At 64.2% G+C, this 25,603-nt stretch carries 19 protein-coding genes; 12 read left to right on the top strand and 7 right to left on the bottom strand.

All coding sequences use genetic code 11. The features are described 5' to 3' along the window. Nucleotide 1 precedes the first annotated feature (1 nt). The 6 genes from I6L39_RS15710 to I6L39_RS15685 all read left to right on the top strand — a co-directional run bounded on the left by I6L39_RS15710 (nucleotide 2) and on the right by I6L39_RS15685 (nucleotide 8,472). Nucleotides 2–856 (top strand): enoyl-CoA hydratase-related protein, encoded by an 855-nt coding sequence (locus I6L39_RS15710; RefSeq protein ID WP_216990173.1) that lies wholly within the window; start codon nucleotides 2–4, stop codon nucleotides 854–856. Continuing rightward, the gene (locus I6L39_RS15705) at nucleotides 853–2,817 is read left to right on the top strand and encodes a biotin carboxylase N-terminal domain-containing protein (protein WP_216990172.1); all 1,965 of its coding nucleotides are present in this window, start codon (nucleotides 853–855) and stop codon (nucleotides 2,815–2,817) included. The genes I6L39_RS15710 and I6L39_RS15705 overlap by 4 nt, the downstream gene beginning before the upstream one ends. Continuing rightward, the gene (locus tag I6L39_RS15700) at nucleotides 2,814–3,776 is read left to right on the top strand and encodes a hydroxymethylglutaryl-CoA lyase (protein WP_216990171.1); all 963 of its coding nucleotides are present in this window, start codon (nucleotides 2,814–2,816) and stop codon (nucleotides 3,774–3,776) included. The genes I6L39_RS15705 and I6L39_RS15700 overlap by 4 nt, the downstream gene beginning before the upstream one ends. Then, complete coding sequence (locus I6L39_RS15695) at nucleotides 3,766–4,194, top strand: MerR family DNA-binding transcriptional regulator (protein ID WP_245195859.1); 429 nt, start codon at nucleotides 3,766–3,768, stop codon at nucleotides 4,192–4,194. The genes I6L39_RS15700 and I6L39_RS15695 overlap by 11 nt, the downstream gene beginning before the upstream one ends. 216 nt (nucleotides 4,195–4,410) lie before the next feature. Further along, complete coding sequence (locus I6L39_RS15690) at nucleotides 4,411–7,299, top strand: DUF748 domain-containing protein (protein WP_254203665.1); 2,889 nt, start codon at nucleotides 4,411–4,413, stop codon at nucleotides 7,297–7,299. A 576-nt stretch (nucleotides 7,300–7,875) separates the two neighbouring features. After that, complete coding sequence (locus tag I6L39_RS15685) at nucleotides 7,876–8,472, top strand: GPR1/FUN34/YaaH family transporter (RefSeq protein WP_042077841.1); 597 nt, start codon at nucleotides 7,876–7,878, stop codon at nucleotides 8,470–8,472. Nucleotides 8,473–8,562: 90 nt separating this feature from the next. On the opposite strand, the gene I6L39_RS15680 is transcribed toward I6L39_RS15685, so the two are convergent. Both I6L39_RS15680 and I6L39_RS15675 read right to left on the bottom strand, forming a co-directional pair. Then, nucleotides 8,563–9,372, bottom strand: coding sequence for a zinc-dependent peptidase (locus I6L39_RS15680; protein WP_042077840.1), 810 nt, complete (start codon nucleotides 9,370–9,372; stop codon nucleotides 8,563–8,565). Nucleotides 9,373–9,390: 18 nt separating this feature from the next. Beyond that, the gene (locus I6L39_RS15675; RefSeq protein WP_042077839.1) at nucleotides 9,391–9,822 is read right to left on the bottom strand and encodes a GNAT family N-acetyltransferase; all 432 of its coding nucleotides are present in this window, start codon (nucleotides 9,820–9,822) and stop codon (nucleotides 9,391–9,393) included. 309 nt (nucleotides 9,823–10,131) lie between these two features. Here I6L39_RS15675 and I6L39_RS15670 point away from each other — a divergent pair, with 309 nt between their 5' ends. Then, on the top strand, nucleotides 10,132–11,625 hold the full coding sequence (locus I6L39_RS15670; protein ID WP_216990169.1) for a sodium:alanine symporter family protein: 1,494 nt from the start codon (nucleotides 10,132–10,134) through the stop codon (nucleotides 11,623–11,625). 90 nt (nucleotides 11,626–11,715) lie between these two features. Here the strand turns inward: I6L39_RS15670 and I6L39_RS15665 are convergent, their stop codons facing one another. Next, on the bottom strand, nucleotides 11,716–12,522 hold the full coding sequence (locus I6L39_RS15665) for a crotonase/enoyl-CoA hydratase family protein (RefSeq protein ID WP_042077837.1): 807 nt from the start codon (nucleotides 12,520–12,522) through the stop codon (nucleotides 11,716–11,718). 158 nt (nucleotides 12,523–12,680) lie between these two features. On the opposite strand from I6L39_RS15665, the gene I6L39_RS15660 reads away from it, so the two are divergent. From I6L39_RS15660 to I6L39_RS15640, 5 genes are all read left to right on the top strand, one after another. After that, a complete protein-coding gene (locus I6L39_RS15660; RefSeq protein WP_216990168.1) occupies nucleotides 12,681–14,468 on the top strand; it encodes a putative nucleotidyltransferase substrate binding domain-containing protein in 1,788 nt (595 codons plus the stop codon). A gap of 2 nt (nucleotides 14,469–14,470) precedes the next feature. Next, nucleotides 14,471–15,097: a 3'-5' exonuclease gene (locus tag I6L39_RS15655; RefSeq protein ID WP_216990167.1), complete on the top strand. Its 627-nt coding sequence runs from the start codon at nucleotides 14,471–14,473 to the stop codon at nucleotides 15,095–15,097. Between the two features lie 109 nt (nucleotides 15,098–15,206). Next, complete coding sequence (locus I6L39_RS15650) at nucleotides 15,207–15,518, top strand: DUF485 domain-containing protein (protein WP_042077834.1); 312 nt, start codon at nucleotides 15,207–15,209, stop codon at nucleotides 15,516–15,518. After that, complete coding sequence (locus I6L39_RS15645; RefSeq protein WP_042077833.1) at nucleotides 15,515–17,170, top strand: cation acetate symporter; 1,656 nt, start codon at nucleotides 15,515–15,517, stop codon at nucleotides 17,168–17,170. Before I6L39_RS15650 ends, I6L39_RS15645 begins: the two co-directional genes overlap by 4 nt. Nucleotides 17,171–17,379: 209 nt before the next feature. Then, entirely contained in the window at nucleotides 17,380–18,972 is a 1,593-nt protein-coding gene (locus I6L39_RS15640) for an ABC-F family ATPase (protein ID WP_216990166.1), read from the top strand. Between the two features lie 260 nt (nucleotides 18,973–19,232). Here the strand turns inward: I6L39_RS15640 and ppiD are convergent, their stop codons facing one another. The 4 genes from ppiD to clpX form a co-directional block, all read right to left on the bottom strand. Beyond that, on the bottom strand, nucleotides 19,233–21,146 hold the full coding sequence (gene ppiD / locus I6L39_RS15635) for a peptidylprolyl isomerase (RefSeq protein ID WP_216990165.1): 1,914 nt from the start codon (nucleotides 21,144–21,146) through the stop codon (nucleotides 19,233–19,235). Between the two features lie 150 nt (nucleotides 21,147–21,296). Next, complete coding sequence (gene hupB, locus I6L39_RS15630; protein ID WP_005315375.1) at nucleotides 21,297–21,569, bottom strand: nucleoid-associated protein HU-beta; 273 nt, start codon at nucleotides 21,567–21,569, stop codon at nucleotides 21,297–21,299. A gap of 240 nt (nucleotides 21,570–21,809) precedes the next feature. Continuing rightward, nucleotides 21,810–24,164 (bottom strand): endopeptidase La, encoded by a 2,355-nt coding sequence (gene lon / locus I6L39_RS15625; RefSeq protein WP_209792075.1) that lies wholly within the window; start codon nucleotides 24,162–24,164, stop codon nucleotides 21,810–21,812. Nucleotides 24,165–24,304: 140 nt separating this feature from the next. Then, complete coding sequence (gene clpX, locus I6L39_RS15620) at nucleotides 24,305–25,579, bottom strand: ATP-dependent protease ATP-binding subunit ClpX (RefSeq protein WP_010674573.1); 1,275 nt, start codon at nucleotides 25,577–25,579, stop codon at nucleotides 24,305–24,307. Between the last annotated feature and the right edge of the window lie 24 nt (nucleotides 25,580–25,603).

Raw genomic sequence — 25,603 nt, 5'->3', positions numbered from 1 at the left:
CATGTCTGACCCTATCTGCAATGACCCCCTGGCAGGTTTTCGGCTGGAGCGCCATGGCCCCCTTATCGAGCTGGTGCTCGCGCGCCCCGAACGCCACAACGCCCTCGACGCCGACCTGATGCAGGGGCTGCTCGAGTGCCTGGGGGATCTGGCCCACTGCCACGGCCAGCCCCTGGCCGAACGCCCCCATGTGCTGCTGCTGCGGGCCGAGGGCCCCCACTTCTGTGCCGGCGCCGATCTCAACTGGATGCGCAAGATGGCCGGAGGGGATGCCTCCCCCGGCGCCTTCGACCGGAACCGGGAAGACGCCAGGGTGCTGGCACACCTGATGCAGGCTCTGGATGAGCTCCCCTTCCCCACCCTGGCCCTGGTACAGGGCGCCGCCTACGGCGGGGCCTTGGGACTTATCTGCGCCTGCGACATCGTGCTGGCCAGCGAGGATGCCCGCTTCTGCCTCTCGGAGGTGAGCCTTGGCCTGGTCCCCGCGGTGATCAGCCCCTATGTGGTGCGCGCCATGGGCATGCGCCAGGCCCGCCGCTACATGCTGAGCGCCGAACCCTTCGATGCCATCACCGCCTGCCGGCTCAATGTGGCGCACCGACTCAGCAAACCGGCCCAGTTGCTGGCCGAAGGGCGCCTGCTGGCCCTGCGCCTGTGTCGCAACGGTCCAGAGGCGATGAAGGAGACCAAGCGGCTGCTGGCCGCCATCGAGGATCACCCCGGCCGTCAACACGAAGAGAAAACCGTCGAGACCATCGCCCGGGTGCGGGTCGGACTCGAGGCCCAGGAGGGGATCCAGGCCTTCTTCGACAAGCGCCCCCCCACCTGGCGCCCCCGTTTCAAGGACGAAGCATGACCCAATACCATCCCATCAAGCGCCTGCTTATCGCCAACCGAGGCGAAATCGCCGTGCGCATCATCAAGACCGCCAGGCGCCTTGGCATTCACACCATCGCCCTCTATTCGGACGCGGACGCCAACGCCATGCACGTGCGGGAAGCGGACGAGGCCTGGCACCTGGGGCCAGCCCCCGCCCGGGAGAGCTACCTCGATGCCGGCAAGGTGCTCTCCATCGCCAGGGAGACGGGCGCCGACGCCGTGCACCCGGGCTACGGCTTCTTGTCGGAGAACAGCGACTTCGCCACCGCCTGCGAACAACGCGGCCTGCGCTTTGTCGGCCCAAGCGGCGCCGCCATCCTCGCCATGGGGGACAAGTCCGGCGCCAAGGCGCTGATGGAGGCGGCCGGCGTGCCCGTGCTGCCCGGCTATCACGGTGCGGATCAACGACCGGCAGTCTTGCGTGATCAGGCGACCCTGGTGGGCTTTCCGCTCCTGATCAAGGCCGCCAGTGGCGGCGGCGGCAAGGGGATGCGCCGGGTCGATCAGCTGGGCGAGTTTGACGCCGCCCTGGCGGCGGTCAGGCGCGAGGCCCTGGCGGCCTTTGGCGACGACAGGGTGCTGCTGGAGCGCTACCTGCCCCGCGCCCGCCACGTGGAGGTGCAGGTCTTCGCCGATACCCTCGGCAACGCCCTCTACCTGGGGGACAGGGACTGCTCCCTGCAGCGCCGCCACCAGAAGGTGATCGAGGAGGCCCCCGCCCCCGACATCCCACCACCCCTGCGCCGCGCCATGGGCGAGGCGGCCGTGGCCGCCGCCCGGGCCATCGACTATCGGGGGGCCGGCACCATCGAGTTCCTGCTGTGCAAGGATGGATTCTTCTTCATGGAGATGAACACCCGGCTGCAGGTGGAGCACCCGGTCACCGAAGCCGTCACCGGCCAGGATCTGGTGGCCTGGCAGCTGGCGGTGGCCGAAGGCAGGCCGCTGCCCCTGACCCAGGAGGAGATAGTGCTGCGCGGCCACGCGGTGGAGGCGCGCCTCTACGCCGAGGACGTCGCCGCCGGCTTCCTGCCCGCCAGCGGCCCCATCCAGTGGCTCAATTGGCCCAAAGGGGTACGCATCGATACCGGGGTGGCCGCCGGTGATGCGGTGAGCCCCTATTACGACCCCATGATCGCCAAGCTCGTCGCCCACGGCGATGACAGGGCCCAGGCCTTCGCCAGGCTGGCGGACGCCCTGGCGGCACTGGCACTGGGCCCCCTGGTGCACAATGGCCCGCTCCTGCTGCGCCTGTGCGAGGATCCCGAGGTGCTGCAGATGGGCCACCACACCCAGTGGCCCATCCCCACCGCCCCCCTGCCCATCCCGGCGCTCGCCTGGCCCCTGGCCACCCTCTGGCTCGCCAGTCGCCCCGGTCCCTCCCCCTGGCAGCAGGCCCCCGGTTTTCGGCTGGGGCAGGCCGGCAGCCTGACGGCGGCGGTGCGCATCGGCGAGGAGACCAGGGTGCTGACCCTGCGCACCCTGCCCGGCCGCATCGAGTGGCAGGGGGAGAGTATCCACTATGCCCTCGGTCAGGATCACATCCGCCTGCGACGAGGCGATGGCTGGCTACGCTGCCCCGTCAACGAGCTGGCCGACGGGGCCTTCGTGCTGCAACTGGATGGCCGGCGCCTGCGCGTTGACGAAGACGATCAACAGCACAGGCCGCACCATGATCACGACCACCCCAGGGGCGCCGTTGCCCCCATGCACGGCATCATAGTGGCGATCCTGGTCGAGGCCGGGCAGGCCGTCACCCGGGGCCAGCCCCTGCTGGTACTGGAAGCCATGAAGATGGAGCACGTCCTGAAAGCGGACAAGGACGGGGTGGTCGCCGCCCTGCCCTGTCGCCAGGGGGATCAGGTGAGCCAGGGCACCCTGCTGGTGCACTTCGCCACCGATCATGACGAGACAGACGAGCAGGGGGAGGCGCCATGAACAAGGAGATCCGCTCTCCCGTCGATCGGGTCAGCCTGGTGGAGATGGGGCCGAGGGACGGCCTGCAAAACGAGGCTCGCATGCTGTCGCTGGCCCAGCGGCGGGCCTTCGTCGAGCGCCTCGTGGCATGTGGCCTGCAGCGCATCGAGGTGGGGGCCTTCGTCTCCCCGAAACGGGTGCCCCAGATGGCGGACTCCGCCGCCCTGCTCGAGGCGTTGCCGCGCAAGGGCGCCACCCGTTACGGCGCCCTGGTGCCCAACCTGCAGGGCCTGCAGGGGGCCATCCAGGCCAGGGTCGACGAGATCGGCCTCTTCACCGCCTGCTCGGACGGCTTTACCCGGGCCAACATCGGCATCGGCGTGGAGGAGTCCCTGGTGCGTTTCGCCCCTCTGGTGCAGGAGGCACGCCGCCTCGGCATCAAGGTGAGAGGCTATCTTTCCACCGTCATCGCCTGCCCCTATGAGGGACCGACCAAGCCCAAGCGGGTCGCCGCCCTGGCCGAGCGCCTGCTGGATCTCGGCTGTCACGAGATCTCCCTTGGCGACACCATAGGCGTCGGGACCCCGGGCACCGTCGTCCCCATGCTGGACGCCGTGCTGCACGAGGTGCCGGCCGGGCGCCTCGCGGTGCACTTCCACGACACCTATGGCCAGGGGCTGGCCAACCTGCTGCCGGCGCTCGAGCGCGGCATCCGCACCATAGACTGCTCGGTGGCCGGGCTAGGTGGCTGCCCTTATGCACCCGGCGCCTCGGGCAACGTCGCCTCGGAGGAGGTGGTCTATCTGCTGCACGGCCTTGGCATGCACACCGGGGTGAACCTGGAGGCGCTGGCGGCCACCGGCCAGTGGGTGAGCGAGCAGCTCGGTCGCCCCAACGGCTCCCGGGTCGGCCAGGCCCTGCACGCCAGGGCCCGCCACCCTGCTGCTGAGACAACGCAAGGAGATCACCATGCCGGATAACGTCATGAGGACCGGCGGCTTCGGCGGCAAGGAGAGAACCTACAGCATCTCGGAGCTCGCCCAGGAGTTCGACATCACCCCGCGCACCATCCGCTACTACGAGGACGAGGGGCTGATCACCCCGGCCCGGGAGGGGCAGACCCGCATCTACAGCCACAAGGACAGGATCCGCCTCAAGCTCACCCTGCGGGGCAAGCGGCTGGGGTTCAGCCTCGCGGAGATCCGCGAGCTGTTCGACATGTACGACACCGACCGCTCGAGCCGGATGCAGCTGCACTCCATGATCCAGCTCATCGAGGCGAGGCGCCACTCCCTGCGCCAGCAGCTGGAAGACATCCAGATGGTGATGGCCGAGCTCGATGCCGCCGAGCAGCGCTGCATCCACTCCCTCGATGGCTTGAAAACCGACGCGGATTGACCGAATCTGGGGGCATATCGCCCCCGGAGTCCCCCATGCCACAGATGCGCCCCAGGTACAGGCCGACAGCCCCGGCAGGAGTGGCTCTGTGCCCCTTGCTCAACATGGTGTTCAACATTTGTGCCATCCCGGTCAGAGTACGGCGCAACCCATGAGCCCCAGCCATGATCCCCTCTCGATTACTTGCTACCATATGCGCATCAAATGGAGACCATCATGCTCAAGCCCCTCCCTGCTCGTCTGCTGCGCTATGCCTTCTATCTCTGCGCCGGTCTGCTCGTCTGCGTCACCCTGCTGCTCTGGCAAGCCCCCAGCCTGATCCAGCGTCACCTGCCCGGCTGGCTCGCCACCCACTACGGTCTGCACCTCACCCTGGGAGAAATAAAGGTAGGGCTGCGCTCCCCCTCCCTCACCCTGGGCCCCAGCGCCCTGCTCGATGAGCAACAAAAGACCCTGGTGTCGTTCGACGAGCTGAAGGTCATTCCCGCCCTGAAAGAGAGCTGGCGGCAGAGGGCACTGGTACTGGAGGAGGTCACCCTGACCGCCCCCAGGGCAGATCTGGTGCGCCTGGACGATCTCAAGGGGGAGGTGCGCTTCAACCTCACCGAGGCCCTGGCCTCCCTGCTCACGCCTTCGCAGGTGCAGACGCCGCCATCCGCCACCGAGTCCCTGCCGGTGCGCATCGGCAAGCTGTCGGTTGAACAGGGTCGGCTCAGCTACCGGGACAGCCGCAAGCAGGGCAGTCCGGGCTGGGTGCCCTCCCTCGCCCTTGCCGATCTCGGTCTGCAGGTGCCCGGTTTCTCCAGCGCCGCGGGCGCCCTCACCCCCTATCGCCTCAGGGCCACCCTCAACGAGAGGAGCCCCCTCAAGGCCGAAGGCGAGCTCGACCTCCTGACCGGCGCCGGCAAGGGCCGACTCAGCCTCGGCAAGGTGGCTATCGCCCCCTTTGCCCCGCTCTGGGCGCCCTACGTCAGGGCCAGACTGACCAAGGGAGAGGCCAGCGCCGAGCTGGACTATCGCCTCGCCCCGGGCAAGCAGGGGCTGGGGTGGCAGCTCTCCAAGGGCAGGCTGACCCTCGATGACTGGCAGCTCAAGCAGGAGAAGGGCGGCGAGTTTGCCCGCTTCAAGCAACTGGCGCTGACCGGGATCCGGGTCGATGGCAACATGCACTCCCTCGCCGTCGATGCCGTCACCCTCAAGAGCCCGGCGGTCACCGCGGTGCTCGACGACAAGCAGCAGCTGGATCTCGCTGGCCTCATCATTCCCCAGCCGGCCCCCAAGGCGGTCAAACCACCGGCCAAGCCAGCCGCCCCCTGGCGCTGGGCCCTCAAGCAGACCCGCATCGACCAGGGCCGGCTCAAGCTCACCGAGTCCAGCAGCGGCAAGCCCCTGCTGCGGGAGCTCTCCGGCCTCACGCTGGCCCTGGGCCCCCTCGGCAGCCAGCCAGACCAGGGCAGCCCCCTCACCCTCGGCACCACGTTCGACAACCACACGACGCTGGACTTTGACGGCACCCTGGGGCTGGCCCCCTTCACCCTGGACGGCACCCTCAAGCAGCAGGGGCTGCCGCTCACCCTGGTACAACCCTACCTGCAGGATCTGCTGCGCATCAGCGTACGGGACGGCGAGCTCGCCAGCCGCATCAAGCTGGCGCTGGCCACCGATGACAAGGGGGCATTGAGCAAGCTGGAGGTCAGCGGCGGGCTCGACGTCGCCGGGCTCAACGTGCTGGATCGGGCCGACAACCAGCGCCTGCTGCAGATAGACAAGCTGCAGCTGAGCGGCCTGCACTACGACGGCCTCAGCCAGCGGGTGACGATTGCCGACATCCTGCTGAGCAAGCCCTTCGCCCGCATCGAGATCAGCGAAGAGGGGATCACCAACGTGCAGCAGTTGCTGCTGCCGCAACCGGCCGGCCAGGAGAGCGCCCCAGCCCCACGCATCCTCATCGATCAGGTGCGCACCGAGCAGGGCAACCTGCGCTTCGCCGATCGCAGCCTGAGCCCGGAGTTCGTGGTGGACATCGCCTCCCTCGAGGGTCAGAGCCGCCACATCAGCAACACGCCGGGACAGCGCTCCGAGCTCGCCTTCCACGGCAAGGTGGACAGGTATGCCCCCGTCACCATCCGGGGGGGCGCCAACCTGCTCATCGCCGAGCCCGTGCTCGACGTGGCCGTGGCCTTCAACAACCTGGAGCTCACCACCTTCACCCCCTACTCCAGCACCTATGCGGGCTACGCCATCGACAAGGGCCAGCTCTCCATGAGGCTCAACTACAAGCTGCAGGGCAACCGGCTGGAGGGGGACAACGACATCACCATCAAGAAGCTGCAACTCGGGGAGAAGGTGAAGAGCGAGCAGGCCAGGGATCTGCCCCTGGGCCTCGCCATCGCGTTGCTGAGCGATGCCAGCGGCGTCATCAAGATGAACCTCAAGGTGAAGGGCAACCTGGATCAGCCGGATTTCAGCCTGGGCAACATCTTCTGGGACGTGCTCGGCAACACCCTCGGCAAGGCCATCACCTCCCCCTTCTCCCTGCTGGCCTCCCTGACGGGCGGCACCCAGGATCTCGACGAACTCCCCTTCCTGCCCGGCGATCCCGCCCTGACCCCGACCCTGCAGACCAAGCTCGCCACCCTGGCCAAGGCCCTCAAAGACAGGCCCAGGCTCAGCATGAACATCCGCGGCAAGGTCAACTTCAACGAGGAGCGGCCCATACTGCAGCGCCAGAAGCTCGAGCGGGCGCTGGCCAAGATCACCGGCAGCCCGGTGGACCTGACGCAGCTGGAGCAGGATCCCGCCATGCAGTCGGCACTGGCCCAGGCCTATGAGGGCAAGTTCAACGAAGACCTCGGGGATCTGGCCGACAGGTTGCAGCTCGAGGAAGGGAGCGAGGCCCTGCACGCCCGGGCGGTGCTCCTGCTGCGGGATCAGCAGCTCATCACCGCCAAGTCCCTGCGCAACCTCGCCATGCGCCGCGCCCAGAACACCAAGGAGTATCTGGTGGACACCCAGGGCATAGCGCCGGAGCGCCTCTTCGTGCTCGACAGCCAGGTGAAGGAGACGGACAAGGAGGCCAAGGTCGTGCTGACCCTGGACGACTGACACAAAAAGGGGAGCCACAGTGGCTCCCCTTTTTGTGGTCGGGCACGTTAGCCTTGGTTACGCCCCACCCGTTCGACGCTTGGCGCCACTCCCTTTCTTTACTGGCGGCCACGCCCCTTCCCCACAGCCGCTGTTCGGCCTTTCCCCTCCCTTAACCCCCTCGCAAGGGTTCTCCCGTCCGCCTCCGAGTGGCCGACAGAAAAGGGCATGCCGGTTGTCTGGGAGTCGAGGTGAGAGAAATGGTGGTAAACATCTCTTGTCTGATGGCATATCAGATGTTTTTTTGTACCAAACCCTGCTTATACCCAAGTCCCGCAACGCCCGTTCGCTGCCAGCAGGGTCACTGCCCCATTCGTTACCCAGTTTCATTTTCGACGTCAAAAACACAAAAATGCAACGAAGAAAACGTTATTCATTCACGTGCTGCCTACCTGAATCGCACGAATGGTTAGCTGCGTAAAATTTCGTGTCATTTTTTTACCGTTTCAGCCCTTCCCCCCCTTGCCCGGGACCAAGAGCCTGCCTAAAATCGCGCGTCTTTTATCAACCCCCACCTCTATTGTTGGAGAACACCACGTGAGCGAAAAATTGGCCAACCCTGCCCCTCTGGGTCTGATGGGTTTCGGTATGACCACCATTCTGCTGAACATCCATAACGCAGGTTTCTTCCCCATCAGCGCCATGATCCTGGCCATGGGCCTGTGCTATGGCGGTCTGGCCCAGATCATCGCCGGCATCATGGAGTTCAAGCGTGGCAACACCTTCGGTGTCACCGCCTTCATCTCCTACGGTACCTTCTGGTGGAGCCTGGTGTTCCTGCTGGTGATGCCGACCATGGGTCTGGCCGAAGCCACTCCCCACGCCTACATGGGCTGGTACCTGCTGATGTGGGGCATGTTCACCCTGTTCATGCTGATCGGCACCGTCAACTTCCCGCGCGTGAAGCAGTTCGTGTTCGCCTCCCTGACCGTGCTGTTCTTCCTGCTGGCCGCCCGTGACTTCACCGGCAGCACCCTGATCGGCACCATCGCCGGTTTCGAAGGCATCATCTGCGGTGCCAGCGCCATCTACCTGGCCATGGCCACCGTGCTGAACGAGCAGTTCGGCCGTACCGTGCTGCCCATCGGCGATCACAAGAAGGCCGCCGCCGTCCAGCTGAAAGCCGCTGCCTAAGTCTGCCGCTGTCATTGCTGTCACGAAAAAGGCACCCCGCGGGGTGCCTTTTCGTTTTTGCTGGTTTGGCCATGCCAGGGGATCTCCCAACTAGCCGCGAGGCTCAGCCTCCCCCGCCAGCAGCCGGGTGGCCGGGAAGCGCGTGGCAGGCTCCTGGCCGTAGAAACGGCAGAACTGCTCATACACCGCCGGATAGACGTCGCGCAGGCGCAGCGGCTCGGTGAAGAAGCTTTCGCTGCACACCGCGAAGAACTCGGCGGGGTGCGAGGCCGCATAGGGATCGATCTCGGTCACCTCCCCCCTGGCCAGCTGGTCGTTCATCTCGTCGAATGCGCTTTGCAGCGCCCGGGTCCATTGGCGCGGATCCATGCCGCCCGGCAGCGGCGGCGCTCCGTCCGCCGCCCCCCCCAGCATGTCGAGCTTGTGGGCGAGCTCGTGGATCACCAGGTTGAAGCCATCCCAGTCCCCGTCCTGCTGCAGCTCGCTCCAGGCCAGCACCAGGGGGCCCTGGGGCCAGGATTCACCGGCGTTCTCCTCTTCAACCTCGCTCACCAGACCGAACTCGTCCTGCACCTCCTGCCGGCGGGTGACGGGTTCCGGGATGATGATCACCTCGTGAAAACCGCGATACCACTCCAACCCCAGGTGCAGGATGGGCAGCACCGCCTGCAGGGCCAGTACACCCTGCTGCCGGGGGCTCAGCTCGACCCCTATCTGGGTGAGCGTCTTGCGCGCAAGGAAGTGGCGCGCCAATTCAATCAGAGTCTGCTCCTCCTCGCCGGAGAAACCCTGCAGGATGGGCACGGCCGCCAGGGCCTGCCGCCACTCCAGCTCCCCCGGGAGCGCACGCTCGATGGGGGAGGCACGCCCAAACACCTCTTTCAACCTGGACCAGAACACAGGGACTCCTCTTGCCAATCAGACAGCTTTCACGAAGCGCTTCGGGCGCTCGCAATAGCCTTGCGCCAGATAGAAACGGTGTGCCCCCTCGCGCTTGAGGCTGCTGGAGAGCTCCAGCTGGCAGCACCCCAGATCACGGGCCCGCCGTTCGGCCGCCGCCAGCAACCGGGCACCGATACCGCCTCCCCTTGCACCCTCATCGACAACCAGCGCCGAGATCAGGCCCCAGGCTGGTGCAAGGTGCACGGGGTGCAGGCGGTGCCACACCAGCACACCCACCATGCCACCCCGCTGACATGCCACCAGCACCTCCCGGGCCGGATCGGGCTCGGCCAGGCGCGCGGCCACCTCGCCGTCAGGGTTCGGGTAGCCCAGCTGGGCAAACAGTCCCGACAACGCGGCCCCATCCCCCCGTTCGGCAGGGCGAATGGTGCACTCTTGTTCCGTCATTGCCACTCATGGCCTCCTATTTGCATTATGCCCCTTGGCCCCAGGACATGAAAAAGGTGTAGATGATGGGTAAGTACCGAATCTTGTCCAGTTCCATTCATCGTTTGTTAATGTCAATTCACAAATTAACAAAGTGACAACACATTTCACTAGGAAGGGCCTGTACAAACCGATATGTTAAATCCCGCGGACCAAGCAGTGGAAAGTCCTGCCCAATGCTGAGTGACCCCCTTGGTCACCGTCTATTTCAATGTTAAGGGAGCGAGGCACAGACCTCGCCAAGACAGCGCAACAAAGGAGTTGTTGTACATGAATGAGATCGTCAATGCCATCAATGGCGTGATTTGGAGCCCAGCGCTCATCTATCTGTGCCTGGGGGTAGGCCTCTACTTCTCCCTGCGCAGCCGCTTTTTGCAACTGCGCCATATCAAGGAGATGATTCGCCTGATGTTCGATGGCAAGAGCACGGATGCGGGAGTCTCCTCCTTCCAGGCCCTGGCCATGACCCTGGCCGGTCGCGTCGGTACCGGCAACATCGCCGGTGTCGCCACCGCCATCACCTTCGGCGGTCCGGGTGCCCTGTTCTGGATGTGGATGGTCGCCTTCCTCGGTGCCAGCTCCGCCTTCGTGGAGTCCACCCTGGGCCAGGTCTACAAGGAGAAGATCAACGGTGAATACCGCGGCGGCCCGGCCTTCTACATCGAGAAGGGGCTCGGCATGAAGTGGTACGCCTGGACCTTCGCCATCGCCACCATCTTCGCCTGCGGCGTGCTGCTGCCGGGCGTACAGGCGAACTCCATCGGCTCCAGCCTGCAGACCGCCTTTGCCATCGATCCCAACGTGACCGCCGCCGGTCTCGCCCTGCTGCTCGGCTTCATCATCTTCGGCGGCGTCAAGCGCATCGCCAACTTCGCCAGCACAGTGGTGCCCTTCATGGCGCTCGGCTACATCATCGTCGCCTGCGTCATCATCGCCCTGAACATCGGCCAGCTGCCGGGCGTGATCCTGCTGATCTGGAAGAGCGCCTTCGGGATGGAAGCCGGCTTCGGTGCCATTCTGGGCCTGGCCATCATGTGGGGCGTCAAGCGCGGCGTCTACTCCAACGAAGCCGCCCAGGGCACGGGTCCGCACGCCTCCTCCGCCGCCGCGGTGAGCCACCCGGCCAAGCAGGGTCTGGTGCAGGCGTTCTCCGTCTACATCGACACCCTGTTCGTCTGCTCCGCCACCGGCTTTATGCTGCTCATCACCGGCCTGTACAACGTGCAGGGTCCGGACGGTGCCGCCCTCTACACCGGCATCGCCGGCGTGGCCGCCGGCCCGGGCTATGTGCAGACCGCCATGGAGAGCATGATGCCGGGCTTTGGCAACTACTTCGTCGCCATCGCGCTGTTCTTCTTCGCGTTCACCACCATAGTGGCCTACTACTACATCGCCGAGACCAACATCGCCTACATCAACCGCAAGATCAACCGCCCCTGGCTCACCTTCCTGCTGAAGCTGGCCCTGATGGCCTCCACCGTCTACGGCACCGTCAAGACCGCCGATCTCGCCTGGGGCATGGGTGACATCGGGGTGGGCCTGATGGCCTGGCTCAACATCGGCGCCATCCTGCTGCTGCAAAAGCCCGCCTTCGCCTGCCTGAAGGACTATGAAGCCCAGAAGGCCCTGGGGCTGGATCCCGTGTTCCATCCGGAGAAACTCGGCATCAAGAACGCCGACTACTGGACGGGCCGCCGCTCGGAGCAGAACCTGGAGCAGGAGCAATCCGGTCACCCATTCGAGCCGGATCGCGAACCCACCTGACCCTGTGATCCACAAGCAGATAAAAAATGGCAGCCTAGGCTGCCATTTTTTTGATCCATCTTGATTGGGCCAGACGGGTGAGCCAACCGCTCAGAGGGCGTTGCGCCTGGGGCCGAACGGCAGGCGCCAGCGCAGCAGGCTGTTGAGGGTGGCCCGCCACTGGTTCGGACGCCCCAGGATCTGCCGCTGCAGCCGGGTCTCCTCTTGCAGCATGGCCTCATCACTGCGGGCCCAGGCCTGGGTGTAGAGCTGCTTGATCCCCGCCAGCGCATCCGGCGACTTGGTGATGAGGGTCCTGGCGAATGCCCGTGCCTCCTCCAGGGGGTCAGTGCAGACCCGGCTCACCAGCCCCAGGCTCTTGGCCTCCGCCGCCTCCAGCTCGCGGCCGCTCATGGCCAGCTCCATGGCGGTGTCTATCCCCATCAGGTTGCGCAGGGTGACGCTGCCGCTCATGTCGGGGATGATGCCCCACTTGATCTCCATCACCGAGAAGCGGCAATCCGGGGTGCTGAAGCGAAAATCGGCGCCGAGCGCGATCTGCAGGCCGCCCCCGAAGCAGACTCCCTGGGTCACCGCGATCACCGGCACCGGCAGCTGGTGCCAGCCATAGGCGACCCGCTGGGCCAGGTTGGTCGCCTCGTCCGCCTCGCGCTTGAGGATCTCGAGCGCCGCCACCGGCTGTCTCAGCATGGATTTCACATCCAGCCCGGCACAGAAGGCCCGCCCCTCCCCGTGCAGGATCACCGCCCTCAGTCCCTTCTGCCGCGACACCTGGCCCAGCACCTCGTCGATGGCGTCAAACATGGCCCGATCCAGCGCGTTGAGCTTGTCACCCCGGGTCAGCATCACCTCGGCGATACCGTCCTGAAACCCCCATTTGACCCTTGGCTTGTCCATTTCCGTCCTCGTCCTCTCATTCAACTGGTCATACCACAACGTTACCAGAGTGTTACCGGCAGGTACAGGGAGGCGACCCCGGGTCTGCGACTAAAGTCGGCTGGCCCCGGCCCTGTCCCTTTGCCAGACTGGCCCCATGCTCACGGCGGAGAGTCGTCATGTCACTTCTGTTCAATTTTGCCCGCCCGCCGTTCGACTGCCTGGACGAGGCGGCCCGCCAACGGCTCGGCCAGCGGCTCAGCATCTGCTACTTTCGCGCCGGCCAGACGGTGCAGAGCCCGGGGGACGAGCCCGAGGGCCTCTATCTCATCATCAAGGGGGGCGTGGAGGAGTCCGCCCCCCATCAGACGTTCGGCGACTACGGCGAGGGGGACATGTTCGACGTCCGGGCCCAGTTCGACGGTCGCTGCCGCCACCGCTTCGCCGCCCTGGAAGACACCCTCTGCCAGCTCGTTCCCCGCCCAGACTTCCTGGCGCTGTGCGACCAGCATCCCGACATCGCCCGCTACTTCACCGCCACCCTGGCGGAACGCCAGCGGGAGCAGGAGCGGCGCGGCCAGCTCGGGCAACAGAACCTGGCGGAGTTCATCCTGACGCGGATAGACCCCGGCCATCTGCAGCCGGCCCTGCAACTGAACAGCCAGACCAGCCTGCTGGCCGCCACCGAGGCCATGGTGGCCCGGGGAACGGACTGCCTGCTCTACCCCGCCGCCGATGGCAGCCTGAGCCTCGCCACCCGCAAGACCCTGCTCCATGCGCTGACCCTCAAGGGACTGCCGCTCACGGCGCCGCTCGCGGTGCTGACCCCGGCCCCCCTGATCGGCCTGGCCCAGGGCAGCTATCTGTTTGACGCCCTGCTGCTGATGACCCGCCACCGCATCAAGCGCCTGGTCATCTGGCAGGGGCAGGAGGTGGCGGGCATACTGCACCTGACCCAGGTGCTGGGGCTCTTCTCCGCCCACTCCCACGTGCTGACCCTGCGCATCGCCCGGGCCGACAGCCCCGCCGCCCTCGAGGCGGTGGCCCGGGAGCAGCAGCAGCTCACCCGCTCCCTGTTTGCCCAGGGGATCCACACCCTCTTTCTGATGAAGCTCATCGCCACCATCAACGAACAGCTGATCGCCAAGGCCTTCGCCCTGGTGATCCCCCCCGAGGTGCAGGAGAAGGTCTGTCTGCTGATGCTGGGCTCGGAGGGGCGCGGCGAACAGATCCAGAAAACCGATCAGGACAACGCCCTGATCCTGCCAGAGGGCCTGACATGGCCCGCACGGGAGGCGGATCTGGCCGCCTTCAGCGACCTGCTGGCACGGCTCGGCTACCCTCCCTGTCCGGGGCATGTCATGGTCAGCAACCCGGCCTGGGTGAAGGGGGCGCAGCAGTGGCAGGCGCAGATCGAGCTGGCCTGCGCCCGGGCCGACGAGGACGATCTGCTGTGGCTCGCCACCCTGGCCGATGCCCAGGCCATCATGGGGGATCGCCCCCTGCTCGCCCCCGTCGCCCGCCACCTGAGAGCCTGCCTGGCCGACAGGCCGGATCTGCTGGCGGAGATGGCGCGGGCGGCGGTGGCCTTTCACACCCCCCTCACCCTGTTTGGCCGGCTGGAGCAGGATCCCGAAGGGCTGGATCTCAAGCGGGGCGGCCTCTTCCCCCTGGTGCACGGTGTGCGGGTGCTCTCCCTGGAGGCGGGCGTGCTGGAGACCTCGACCCTGGGGCGCATCGACGCCCTGGTGGCCCAGGGGCGCCTCAGCAGCGACTACGGCGCCAATCTAGCGGAGGCCTTTCGACTGTTTATGCGGCTTCGGCTGCGCAGCCAGTTGCAGGAGGGGGACGGACGGGTACACGTGGCCGGGCTCGGCCACACCGAGCGGGATCTGCTGCGCCATGCCCTGCACCAGGTGAAGAAGTTCCAGCAGTGGCTCACCTTGCACTTTCGTCTGAGGCAATAGGGATGTGGGCGCACTGGCGACGCCGCTGGCAAGGCAGGACCTTCCGGGACGGGGAGTTTGCCCCCCTCTTTGCGAGCCCTCCCGCCGACGAGTGGGTGGCGCTGGACTTCGAGACCACCAGCCTCAACCCGGCGCAGGCGGAAATAGTCTCCATCGGGGCGGTGCGCATCCGCGGCAACCGGATAGAGACAGGCGACGCCCTCAGCCTCCGGGTCCAGGCCCCCGCCAGCCTGAGCACCCAGTCTGTGGTGATCCACGGCCTGCGCCACCGGGATCTGCAACAGGGCATGACGCTGGAAGCCGCGCTGCGCCAGCTTCTCGCCTTCATCGGTCCCCGCGAACTGGTGGGTTACCATATCGCCTATGACCTGCGCATCCTCAACCTGGCGTGTCAGCGGCTGTGGGGGCTCACCCTGCCCCAGCGGGGCCTTGAGGTGAGCCGGCTCTACCACGACCAGCTCTACCGCCGTTATCCCGATGCCGCCATCGACCTGCATCTAGCCGCCATCTGCGCCCACCTGGCACTGCCCCCCCTGCCCCTTCACAACGCCCTGAGTGACGCCGCCACCGCCGCCCTCATCTTTGTCCGCCTGCGCAATGGCGGCCCCCTGGCTTATCCCAAAGTCTAATTGTCGACAAATAACATTTAATTCACATTTTGCTTACATGAGCGGCCTGGCTGCTCGGTAGGGAACCCCCTTCATCCACCGCTGACACTCAATGTCATGGAGCACTGCAATGGAACAGCAACCGTATCTTCGGATCCAGCAAGATCCCAACTTCCAGGCTCTGGTCGCCAAGCGCCAGCGCTTTGCCTGGATCCTCTCCATCCTGATGCTGGGACTCTACCTGGCGTTCATCCTGCTCATCGCCTTCGCCCCCGGCTGGCTCGGCACCCCCTTGAGCGAAGGCTCGAGCATCACCCGCGGCATCCCGGTCGGGATTGGCCTCATCCTGTCGGCCTTCGTGCTGACCGGCGTCTATGTGTTTCGGGCCAACGGCGAGTTTGACGAGCTGAACCAGAAGATCCTCAAGGGAGTGCAATCATGAAAGGCAAGTCTCTGCTGCTGTTGACCGGTCTGGTCTCCACCCCCCTGCTGGCGGCCGATGCCCTCACCGGCGAGGTGCAACGCCAGCCCCTCAACGTCTCGGCCATCGTCATGTTCGTGGCCTTCGTGGCCGCCACCCTGTTCATCACCTACTGGGCCTCCAAGCGCAACCGCTCGGCCTCCGACTACTACGCCGCCGGCGGGCGCATCACCGGCTTCCAGAACGGTCTGGCCATCGCCGGTGACTACATGTCTGCCGCCTCCTTCCTCGGCATCTCCGCCCTGGTCTACACCTCGGGCTATGACGGCCTCATCTACTCCATCGGCTTCCTGGTGGGCTGGCCCATCATACTGTTCCTGATCGCGGAGCGGCTGCGCAACCTCGGCAAGTACACCTTCGCCGACGTGGCCTCCTACCGCCTCAAGCAGACCTCGGTGCGCAGCCTCTCCGCCTGTGGCTCCCTGGTGGTGGTCGCCCTCTACCTCATCGCCCAGATGGTCGGTGCCGGCAAGCTCATCGAGCTGCTGTTCGGCCTGCAATACCATGTGGCCGTGGTGCTGGTCGGCATCCTGATGGTGCTCTACGTGCTGTTCGGCGGCATGCTGGCCACCACCTGGGTACAGATCATCAAGGCGGTGATGCTGCTCTCCGGTGCCTCCTTCATGGCCATCATGGTGATGAAGTCCGTCAACTTCGACGTCGGCGCCCTGTTCAGCGAGGCGGTCAAGGTCCATGCCAACGGCGCCGCCATCATGAGCCCGGGCGGCCTGGTCGCCGATCCCATCTCCGCCATCTCGCTCGGGCTGGCCCTGATGTTCGGCACCGCCGGTCTGCCCCACATCCTGATGCGCTTCTTCACCGTGAGCGATGCCAAGGAAGCCCGCAAGTCGGTGTTCTACGCCACCGGCTTCATCGGGTACTTCTACATCCTCACCTTCATCATCGGTTTTGGCGCCATCCTGCTGGTCAGCACCAACCCTGACTTCAAGGACGCCACCGGCGCCCTGCTGGGCGGCACCAACATGGCGGCGGTCCACCTGGCCGATGCGGTGGGCGGCAGCCTGTTCCTGGGCTTCATCTCCGCCGTGGCCTTCGCCACCATACTCGCGGTGGTCGCCGGGCTGACCCTGGCGGGTGCCTCCGCGGTCTCCCACGACCTCTATGCCTGCGTGATCAAGCAGGGCAAGGTCAACGAAACCGACGAGCTGCGCGTCTCCAAGATGACCACGCTAGTGCTGGGGGTCGTCGCCATCGGTCTGGGCATCCTGTTCGAGAAGCAGAACATCGCCTTCATGGTGGGCCTGGCCTTCTCCATCGCGGCGAGCTGCAACTTCCCTGTGCTCTTCCTCTCCATGTTCTGGTCCCGCCTGACCACCCGTGGCGCCGTCTATGGCGGCTGGCTCGGGCTGGTGAGCGCCGTGACCCTGATGATCCTGGGTCCCACCGTGTGGGTGAAGGTACTGGGCCATGCCGAGGCTATCTTCCCCTACGAATACCCGGCGCTCTTCTCCATGGCGCTCGCCTTCGTCGGGATCTGGTTCTTCTCGGTGACCGACAAGTCCCAGAGCGCCTCCGACGAGCATGCTAAGTTTTTCCCGCAGTTCGTCCGCTCCCAGACCGGGCTCGGTGCCTCCGGCGCCTCCGCCCACTGAGGTCCCCCTCCCCCTTCCAAGCCGGCCTTGCGCCGGCTTTCTTCATGTGAGGCGCCCCTCGCCCCCCCCTGTTCGCCCCGGCGACCCCAGGGGTCCGTTGCACGATGGCAAAACCCCCTGCAACCGGTCTGGATCACAGTTCTTGCTAAAACTTTCGGGGGATCTGTGCCATAATGCGCGCCATTTGACAGATCAACCGGGACATTCCAGTGCTTTCGAGTAACAACATCACCATGCAGTTCGGCGCCAAGCCGCTGTTTGAGAACATCAGCGTCAAGTTTGGCGGCGGCAACCGCTACGGCCTTATCGGTGCCAACGGCTGTGGCAAGTCCACTTTCATGAAGATCCTCGGCGGCGATCTGGAGCCCACTGGCGGTAATGTGAGCCTGGACGTCAACGAACGTATCGGTAAGCTGCGTCAGGATCAGTTCGCCTACGAAGAGATGCGCGTACTGGACGTGGTCATGATGGGTCACACCGAGCTGTGGGCCGCCATCGCCGAGCGCGATGCCATCTACGCCAACCTGGAAGCGACCGACGACGACTACATGAAGGCCGCCGAGCTGGAAGGCCTGGTCGCCGAGTATGACGGCTATACCGCCGAATCCCGCGCAGGCGAGCTGCTGCTGGGTGCCGGCATCCCCATTGAGCAGCACAACGGCCCCATGAGCGAAGTGGCGCCAGGCTGGAAACTGCGGGTGCTGCTGGCACAGGCGCTCTTCTCCAACCCCGACATCCTGTTGCTGGACGAACCGACCAACAACCTGGACATCAACACCATCCGCTGGCTGGAGCAGGTGCTCAACGATCGCGAGAGCACCATGATCATCATCTCTCACGACCGTCACTTCCTGAACTCCGTCTGCACCCACATGGCGGATCTGGACTACGGCGAGCTGCGGGTCTACCCGGGCAACTACGACGAGTACATGACGGCCGCCACCCAGGCCCGTGAGCGCCTGCTGGCCGACAACGCCAAGAAGAAGGCCCAGATCGCCGATCTGCAATCCTTCGTGTCGCGTTTCAGCGCCAACGCCTCCAAGTCCAGCCAGGCCACCTCCCGTCTCAAGCAGATCGACAAGATCAAGATTGAGGAAGTGAAGGTCTCCAGCCGGCAGAACCCCTTCATCCGCTTCGAGCAGGAGAAGAAGCTCTACCGCAACATCCTGGAGATCGAAAGGGTATCGAAAGGTTATGGCGAAGCCCCTCTGTTCAAGGGCCTCAACATGATGCTGGAAGTGGGCGAGAAGGTCGCCATTCTGGGGACCAACGGGATCGGTAAATCCACCCTGATCAAAACCCTGGTGGGCGCGCTGGCACCGGATACCGGCACCATCAAGTGGTCCGAAAACGCCCAGATCGGTTACTACGCCCAGGATCACGCCGAGGACTTCGATACCGACCTCAACGTGTTCGACTGGATGGCCCAGTGGAAACAGGAGAACGAAGACGAGCAGGCGGTACGCTCCGTGCTGGGCCGTCTGCTCTTCTCCCAGGACGACATCAAGAAGCCGGTCAAGGTGCTCTCCGGTGGTGAGCAGGGCCGCATGCTGTTCGGCAAGCTGATGATGCAGCGCCCCAACATCCTGATCATGGATGAGCCGACCAACCACCTGGACATGGAATCCATCGAATCCTTGAACCTGGCGCTGGAGATGTACAAGGGCACCCTGATCTTCGTCTCCCACGACCGTGAGTTCGTCTCCTCCCTGGCGACCCGCATTCTGGAGCTGACTGAAGACGGTATCCGCGACTTCGGCGGCACCTACGAGGAGTACCTGCGCAGCCAGGGCGTGGTGTAACCCCTCGCAATGCAAAGAGAAACCGGCGCCAGGTGCGCCGGTTTTTTTATGGGCGCCTCACGCTTCCGGGATTGTCCAGAGGAGGTGGCCCGCGTCCCCTCCCCCGGGTCTGCAACCCCGCTTCTCTTGCTCCCCCTTCTCCCGCAAGGAGGCAGTAGAAAAGCACAGAACACAAGTTGGCCGCGCAACCGGCCTCCCCCTCTCGCGCATAAAAAAACGGCCCCGTATCGGGGCCGTTTTCAAGCGGGAGCGGCGTCGGCTTACTCGACGGCCGCTTCCACATCGGTGAAGTACTCGATCTTGGCCGCCTTGCGCAGTTCGTCGATGAGGGACTTGTAGTCCGCCTGGGCCTTGCCCTGGCCGAGCTGGCCTTGCAGCAGGCTCACCATCTGGGACGGCTCCTTGATCAGGTTGACCCTGTCCAGGGCCACTACCACGCGATCGCCGTTGGCCTCGGTCACCAGCTCCACGCTCGGCTTGCCATCCTTCGGATGGGGCATGCGGAAGGCCTGGGCCACCAGGTTCTGATCCATCTCCTGGGCAAAGCGGGCGACACCCTTGTGGGTCTCCACCTTCAGTCCCAGCGTAGCCAGGTCGGCCTCGATGGATTCGCCGGCACGCAGCTTGTCCAGCAAGCCTTGCGCCTTGCCGCGGGCCACTTCGCTCGCCTTGTCGTGCTTGATGGCCGCGATCACCTGCTCTTTCACCTCCGCCAGCGGCTTGGCCGCCTTCGGCTGGTGACCCATGATGTGCAGCACCAGCGCCTTGCCGTCGCCGAGCTCGATCACGTCGGAGTTGGTGTTGTCATCGCGCAGCTGCTCGGAGAAGGCCACGGAGAGCACCTTGGGATCGCTGAGCGGTGCCGGCGCATCGGCCTGGCTGAAATAGTCGGAGGAGACGACTTTCAGACCCATGGTCTCGGCGGTGAGATCCAGGGAGTCCGGATTCTCGAAGCTGCTGTCGGCCATCTTCTGCTGCTCGGCAAAGAACTGCTCCTTGGCCTTGTCAGACTGCAGACGGGCGATGGTGTCGCTCTTCACATCGGCAAACGGCTTGGTCTTGGCAGGCTCGACCGCCAGCAGCTTGATGATGTGGAAACCAAACGGGCTCTTCACCACGGCAGAGAGATCCCCGGCCTTGGCCAGCGCGAAGGCGGCCTGCTCGAAGGCGGGATCCATCACCCCTTTCTCGAACCAGTCCAGCTCGCCGCCCTTCTTGGCGGAGAAGGTATCGGAAGACTCGGCCTTGGCCAGCGCGGCGAAGTCGTCGCCCGCCTTGGCCTTGGCCAGCACGGCCTCGGCCTTCTGCTCGGCGGCCTTCTCATCCTTGCCAAACGGGATCAGGATATGAGCCACCTGGCGACGCTCGGCACGCTGGAACAGATCCTGATGCTGATCGTAGTAATCCTGGGCGTCCTGCTCGGTGACCTTGATGTTCTTGCCAAGATTGGCGGCATCCAGCAGCAGATAGTCGACCTTGACCTTCTCGTCGTTCATGAAGCGGCCGCTGTTGGCCTTGTAGAACTGCTCAATCTCGGCATCGCTGACCTCGACCCCGTCCACATAGGCGGAGGCGGCCAGGCGCACCAGGCGCAGATCCCGGGTCTGGTTGTAGAGCCGGTCGAGCTGCTCGGCCTCGCCCTTGAGGGCGAACTCTGAGCCCAGCACGGCCCCCATCAGTTGCTGGCGTACCATGTCCTGGCGCAGGGAGTCGCGGAACATCTCGGGGGTCATGCCGGCGCGGCGGATGAGCTGCAGGTAGCGGTCGTTGCTGAACTTGCCATCTTCGGCAAACTCCGGCATGGCGACAATGGCCTGCTTGATCTGCTCGTCACTGACGCGCAGGCCCAGGGAGCGGGCCTTGTCATCGATCAGCGCCTGATCGATCAACCGGTCCAGCACGCCGCGACGGAACTGTTTCATGTAGTCGGGGTTGGCGGCCAGCTGGTTGAAGGCCTCACCCATTTGGGCTTCCATACGGGCCCGCTCGTTGCGGTAGGCATTCTCCAGTGCGGGGGCACTGATGTCATTGCCGTTGACGGTGGCGGGGGCGGTACGTGCCGGGCCGTTGAGGTAGCTGCCTACACCGGCCAAGGCAAAGGAGAGGATGATCAGGCCCAAGATAACCTTGGCTACCTTGCCCTGCGCCCCTTCGCGTAGTTTATCCAACATCATGTTTGTACTTATGCTCCCGAACTCGATGGGCGTAAATAATGAAAAGGCGCACCGATTGCGATGCGCCTTGGTCAATCAGTATGAGGGAGAGCCCTCTCACTTGTCTGGTCAACGACCAAGGACGGTGCCGATGTGATATCAGCGACCGGCTTAGTTGACCGCGTCTTTCAGGGCCTTGCCGGCTTTGAAGGCAGGAACTTTACCGGCGGCGATTTCGATGGTCGCACCAGTTTGCGGGTTACGGCCAGAACGGGCGGCACGCTCGCGCACGGCGAAAGTACCGAAGCCAACCAGTGCAACCTGGTCACCCTCTTTCAGAGCTTCGCCCACGGCATCGATGAAGGCATCCAGCGCACGGCCAGCGGCAGCTTTGGAGATATCAGCACCGTCTGCAATCTTGTCAATCAGTTGAGATTTATTCACTCTTATATTCCCCTTTTATCGAACATCGCTGCGGCGCTGATTTCCCTGGCCACAACAAGTGGAGGTTTTATAACAAGCCTCCTGATCAGTTGCAAGTGACAATCTGGCGCAAACCCGCGCCACATCACGCCTTGCGACTCATCATGAGTACCCGATCGGTGGTCAAGGCTACTTCCGTTGTCCGGCGCATGCAAGCCTTAACCACCCCCCGAATGCGCCAAATTTGCGGCGCATCAACATTTACACGACAGAAACGCGTTCGAAACCCTGCGGATTGTCCTGCAGCGCCAGTGCAAGCACCTCGTCAATCCAGCGAACCGGATAGATTTCAAGATCTTGTTTGACGTTGGCCGGGATCTCTTCCAGGTCACGCTCGTTCTCTTTCGGGATGAGCACCCGCTTGATGCCACCGCGATGGGCCGCCAGCAGCTTCTCCTTGAGACCGCCGATGGGCAGCACTTCGCCGCGCAGGGTGATCTCGCCGGTCATGGCCACGTCGGCGCGCACCGGGTTGCCGGTGAGGCTGGAGACCAGGGCGGTACACATGGCGATGCCGGCGCTCGGACCGTCTTTCGGGGTCGCCCCTTCCGGCACGTGCACATGAATGTCGCGCTTCTCGTAGAAGTCCGCGTTGATGCGCAGCTTCTCGGCACGGGCCCGCACCACCGTCATGGCCGCCTGGATGGACTCCTGCATCACGTCACCGAGGGAGCCGGTATAGGTGAGCTTGCCCTTGCCCGGCATGTTGGTGGTCTCGATGGTGAGCAGATCGCCCCCCACCTCGGTCCACGCCAGGCCGCACACCTGACCGATCTGGTTCTGGTCGGTGGCCTTGCCGTAGTCGAAGCGCTGTACCCCCAGGAACTCCTTGAGGTTGGCCTGATTGACCTGAACATGCTTGATGCTCTTGTCCAGCAGGATGCGTTTGACTGCCTTGCGACAGATCTTGGAGATCTCGCGCTCCAGGCTGCGCACCCCAGCCTCGCGGGTGTAGTAGCGGATCACCCCGATCAGCGCCGAGTCCTCGATGGTGATCTCGGAGGCCTTCAGGCCGTTGCGCTGGATCTGCTTGGCCACCAGGTGCTGCTTGGCGATGTTGAGCTTCTCGTCCTCGGTGTAACCGGACAGACGGATCACCTCCATCCGGTCCAGCAGTGGACCCGGGATGTTCATGGAGTTGGAGGTGGCCACGAACATCACGTCCGACAGGTCGTAATCCACTTCCAGATAGTGATCGTTGAAGCTGCTGTTCTGCTCGGGATCCAGTACCTCCAGCAGGGCGGAGGCGGGATCGCCACGCATGTCCGAGCTCATCTTGTCGATCTCGTCGAGCAGGAACAGCGGGTTCTTCACGCCGACTTTCGCCATCTTCTGGATGAGCTTGCCGGGCATGGAGCCGATGTAGGTGCGACGGTGACCGCGGATCTCCGCCTCGTCACGCACGCCACCGAGCGCCATGCGCACGTATTTGCGGCCAGTGGCCTTGGCGATGGACTGACCGAGGGAGGTCTTGCCCACCCCGGGAGGCCCGACCAGGCAGAGGATGGGGCCCTTGAGCTTGTTGACCCGCGCCTGCACCGCCAGGTACTCGAGGATGCGATCCTTGACCTTGTCCAGGCCATAGTGATCCGCGTCCAGCACCTCCTGGGCCTTGCCCAGGTCCTTCTTGACCTTGGAGCGCGCCTTCCAGGGCACCTGCACCATCCAGTCCACGTAGCTGCGCACCACGGTCGCCTCGGCAGACATGGGGGACATCATCTTCAGCTTGGCGAGCTCGGCCTGGGCCTTCTCGCGCGCATCCTCCGGCATCCCCGCCTCGTCAATCTTGCGATTGAGGGCTTCGAATTCGTCCGGGCTGTCTTCCAGCTCACCCAGCTCTTTCTGGATGGCCTTCATCTGCTCGTTGAGGTAGTACTCCCGCTGGCTCTTCTCCATCTGCTTCTTGACCCGGGAGCGAATGCGCTTCTCGACCTGCAGCAGATCGATCTCCGACTCCATCATGGCCATCAGAAACTCGATGCGCTCGGACACGGAGGCGATTTCCAGCACCTTCTGCTTGTCTTCGAGCTTGAGCGGCATGTGGGCAGCCATGGTGTCGGCCAGGCGCGCGGCATCGTCGATCGCCGAAATCGAGGTGAGCACCTCGGGCGGGATCTTCTTGTTGAGCTTGATGTAACCTTCGAACTGGCCGATGGCGGAGCGCACCAGCACGTCCTGATCCTTCTCCTCGATGGGGGAGGATGCGATGTACTGCGCCTCGCCGACGAAGAAGTCGCGATCGTCGATCATCCGCTCGAGGCGGGCACGCTGGCTCCCTTCCACCAGCACCTTGACGGTGCCGTCCGGCAGCTTGAGCATCTGCAAAATATTGGCCACTGTCCCGACGGAGAAGATCTCCTCCACCGTTGGCTCGTCAGTAGACGCATCCTTCTGGGCCACCAGCAGGACTTTCTTGTCCTGCTCCATGGCCGCTTCCAGACAGCGAATGGATTTTTCCCGCCCCACAAAGAGTGGAATGACCATGTGGGGGTAAACCACCACGTCACGAAGAGGCAGGACGGGAATCTCGATGCGTTCTGAACGCTCTAGGTTCATATATGTCCTCTCGGCTTGTTATACCGTTGGCAAAGCGCTTGGCTGAGTATATGGGGGCGCAAAGATGAGATTCAATCGCCTTGGCCGTAAAAAGCATGAAAGGGGCAAAAAGCCCCTTTATGTGATTAAAAATCAGACAGTTACTCTGAGGCTGCGGCCTGAGTCTCGGGATTGTCGTAGATCATCAGGGGCGCTGAGTCTCCCTTGATCACCGTCTCGTCGATCACCACCTTGCTGACCCCTTTCAGGGACGGCAGGTCATACATGGTGTCGAGCAGCACGGCTTCGACGATGGATCTCAGACCGCGGGCACCGGTCTTGCGCTCCATGGCCTTGCGGGCGATGGCGTTCAGGGCGTCGTCACGGAACTCCAGCTCCACCTCTTCCAGAGCAAACAGCGCGGCATACTGCTTGGTCAGCGCGTTCTTCGGCTCTTTCAGGATCTGGATGAGAGCGGCCTCGTCCAGCTCGGTCAGGGTCGCGACCACCGGCAGACGACCGATGAACTCGGGGATGAGACCGTACTTGATGAGATCTTCCGGCTCCACCTTGGCAAAGTTCTCGCTCAGGGTTGCCTTGGCATTCTTGGACTTCACCTCGGCGCCAAAACCGATGCCGGTCCCCTTGACGGAGCGCTGCTCGATCACCTTGTCCAGACCCGCAAAGGCGCCGCCACAGATGAAGAGGATCTTGGAGGTGTCGACCTGCAGGAACTCCTGCTGCGGGTGCTTGCGGCCACCTTGCGGCGGCACTGAGGCAATGGTGCCCTCGATCAGCTTCAGCAAAGCCTGCTGCACCCCTTCCCCGGAAACGTCGCGGGTGATGGAGGGGTTGTCCGACTTGCGGGAGATCTTGTCGATCTCGTCGATGTAGACGATGCCGCGCTGGGCCTTCTCCACGTCGTAGTCACACTTTTGCAGCAACTTCTGGATGATGTTCTCCACGTCCTCGCCCACGTAACCGGCTTCGGTCAAGGTGGTGGCATCGGCCATGGTGAAGGGGACATCCAGCAGGCGTGCCAGCGTCTCGGCCAGCAGGGTCTTGCCGCTGCCGGTGGGGCCGATCAGCAGGATGTTGGACTTGCCCAGCTCCACGCCACCGGACTCGCTGCCGCTGCGCAGACGCTTGTAGTGGTTGTAGACGGCGACCGCCAGCACCTTCTTGGCGTACTCCTGCCCGATCACGTAGTCGTCCAGATGGGCGCGGATTTCATGAGGGGTCGGCAGCTCGCTACCATCGCGCTTGGGAGAGATCTCGCGGATCTCCTCGCGGATGATGTCGTTGCACAGCTCGACACACTCATCACATACGTAGACGGAAGGGCCAGCGATCAGCTTGCGCACTTCATGCTGGCTTTTGCCGCAGAAAGAGCAATACAGCAGCTTGTCGCCCTCACCCTTGCGTTTCTCTGTCATTCAGCGACCTCGTTTTATCAATAG

Source organism: Aeromonas sp. FDAARGOS 1409 (assembly GCF_019048705.1).
GTDB classification, from domain to species: domain Bacteria; phylum Pseudomonadota; class Gammaproteobacteria; order Enterobacterales; family Aeromonadaceae; genus Aeromonas; species Aeromonas sanarellii.
The sequence above is the reverse complement of the archived record's forward strand: the minus strand, read 5'-3'. Positions and strand labels throughout refer to the sequence as shown.

Coding starts and splice junctions, on each gene's coding strand:
- I6L39_RS15710 (WP_216990173.1), top strand. CDS start 2: ATGTCTGACCCTATCTGCAATGACCCCCTGGCAGGTTTTCGGCTGGAG.
- I6L39_RS15705 (WP_216990172.1), top strand. CDS start 853: ATGACCCAATACCATCCCATCAAGCGCCTGCTTATCGCCAACCGAGGC.
- I6L39_RS15700 (WP_216990171.1), top strand. CDS start 2,814: ATGAACAAGGAGATCCGCTCTCCCGTCGATCGGGTCAGCCTGGTGGAG.
- I6L39_RS15695 (WP_245195859.1), top strand. CDS start 3,766: ATGCCGGATAACGTCATGAGGACCGGCGGCTTCGGCGGCAAGGAGAGA.
- I6L39_RS15690 (WP_254203665.1), top strand. CDS start 4,411: ATGCTCAAGCCCCTCCCTGCTCGTCTGCTGCGCTATGCCTTCTATCTC.
- I6L39_RS15675 (WP_042077839.1), bottom strand. CDS start 9,822: ATGACGGAACAAGAGTGCACCATTCGCCCTGCCGAACGGGGGGATGGG.
- I6L39_RS15670 (WP_216990169.1), top strand. CDS start 10,132: ATGAATGAGATCGTCAATGCCATCAATGGCGTGATTTGGAGCCCAGCG.
- I6L39_RS15665 (WP_042077837.1), bottom strand. CDS start 12,522: ATGGACAAGCCAAGGGTCAAATGGGGGTTTCAGGACGGTATCGCCGAG.
- I6L39_RS15660 (WP_216990168.1), top strand. CDS start 12,681: ATGTCACTTCTGTTCAATTTTGCCCGCCCGCCGTTCGACTGCCTGGAC.
- I6L39_RS15655 (WP_216990167.1), top strand. CDS start 14,471: ATGTGGGCGCACTGGCGACGCCGCTGGCAAGGCAGGACCTTCCGGGAC.
- I6L39_RS15650 (WP_042077834.1), top strand. CDS start 15,207: ATGGAACAGCAACCGTATCTTCGGATCCAGCAAGATCCCAACTTCCAG.
- I6L39_RS15645 (WP_042077833.1), top strand. CDS start 15,515: ATGAAAGGCAAGTCTCTGCTGCTGTTGACCGGTCTGGTCTCCACCCCC.
- ppiD (WP_216990165.1), bottom strand. CDS start 21,146: ATGATGTTGGATAAACTACGCGAAGGGGCGCAGGGCAAGGTAGCCAAG.
- lon (WP_209792075.1), bottom strand. CDS start 24,164: ATGAACCTAGAGCGTTCAGAACGCATCGAGATTCCCGTCCTGCCTCTT.
- clpX (WP_010674573.1), bottom strand. CDS start 25,579: ATGACAGAGAAACGCAAGGGTGAGGGCGACAAGCTGCTGTATTGCTCT.